2 protein-coding genes are annotated in these 1,443 nt (G+C 41.8%); both read right to left on the reverse strand.

Annotated elements, in window-relative coordinates:
* Nucleotides 1–126: 126 nt before the first annotated feature.
* Entirely contained in the window at nt 127–699 is a 573-nt protein-coding gene (locus P5674_RS24640; protein WP_315670391.1) for a hypothetical protein, read from the reverse strand.
* On the reverse strand, nt 696–1,443 hold a 748-nt coding region (locus P5674_RS24645; protein ID WP_315670392.1), incomplete at its 5' end, for a group 2 RNA polymerase sigma factor SigC. The genes P5674_RS24640 and P5674_RS24645, both read right to left, overlap by 4 nt.

Here is a 1,443-nt window from a genome sequence, read left to right on the forward strand (position 1 = left end):
CTCTAGCCCTGGGTTTGTCGTCTGCTTCTAATCTTTTGACCTCTCTTTCTATTACATCTACAGCTTGCCTGTAGTTGCGATTTCTAACAATGTCTTTCACCCTCCTGCTTCGCTCTTCTACCTCTCTCATGACAAAAATTCCTCATCCCAATTAATAAATAATTGCCTCCATCCCTCCTCAGACAACACCCGATTATCAGTCAGCCATTCTGGTTCCATCGCCTCGATCGCTTCCAAAGAAACCGAATTAATCGTTTCCCGTTTTTTTAGCATAAAATAAGCATTAGGCAGATACGGGCTTCTCCAAGACATTAACATGGCAGTGACTGGCAACACTTCTAAAAAGTCAAAAGTTTGGCATAGATACTCAATTCTCTCTAACCATTGCTCAACAAGAAAACGATAGTTATCTTTGCGTCTTAAATCCGTTTTATCCGTTTGTCGATCCGTTTTCGGAAATTCATTAATTGTCCTGTATTGTATGGGAACATTAGCCAAGGCTTTTAACTCTCGAATGAAAGGAAAAGCATCAGATGGAGAACCGGGAAGCAAAAAGTGGCGTTTGTATATCACCTTTTTAGCATAAAGCATTGATGATAAATTACTATCCCACAAATTAACTGCAGCCAGTTCATATTGTCCCTCTGGTAGATGACCTAAATCCTGGGGTTTTTCACTGCTATATAAAGCTGTGGTCATTGATAATAACTCTCCATAATCAGAACAGTTGTCGTTCCCTCTTTTACTTTTGCCCATATCGCGTCAGTTGGTATAAATCCGGCTACATTACCTGGATAATAAATCTGGCCGGGTGGCATTTTGAATGGATGGCTTGTCGCGTCACTTCCCAATGTGCCAAAACCCCAAAGGAGCTCAATTTCTCCCTGATTTTGAATTTCAAAATAAGCACGGCTTAGATTAGCGGGGGCTATTAACATGGGATTAGGGCTTACAGTGACTGTGTTCATCACTGTATTAGCCGGACGTTTAGCCATCAATATTAAATCTAATTCTACTCTATGTTCTCCCTCGATGTAAAGAGTGTCATAGATGCGATTACTGGCTATTGAACCGCCCCCTAATATGCCGTTGCCATAATCCTTAAAACTTACACCCAATTGGTCAGCACTGCCAAGTATTTTGACCTCGTTTGCTGTTAAGTAAGGATTAATTAGAGGAACATAAAACCGCCTCCCTCGGTTTTGAATGATAGGACAAGCTGCCTCAATCCATGGACCTGTGGCGCTTTTCCTTCTAAGCAATTGCCGCCCAAATTTAGGATGGTTACTCTCTAATTTCATTAATTTAGCTGCTCTTTCTGCCGCCGAATCCTCTGGGTAAAATTCAGGATAAGGAGACCGGGGAAAACTTGGACACCAAACTGAGGCGGTGAGACTTTCTAGGAAAACATTAGCACGCCATAGCCATCTAGGGTCAATATTG

The sequence above is a fragment of the Limnospira sp. PMC 289.06 genome (assembly GCF_032350395.1).
GTDB lineage: Bacteria > Cyanobacteriota > Cyanobacteriia > Cyanobacteriales > Microcoleaceae > Limnospira > Limnospira platensis.

Coding starts and splice junctions, on each gene's coding strand:
- P5674_RS24640 (WP_315670391.1), bottom strand. CDS start 699: ATGACCACAGCTTTATATAGCAGTGAAAAACCCCAGGATTTAGGTCAT.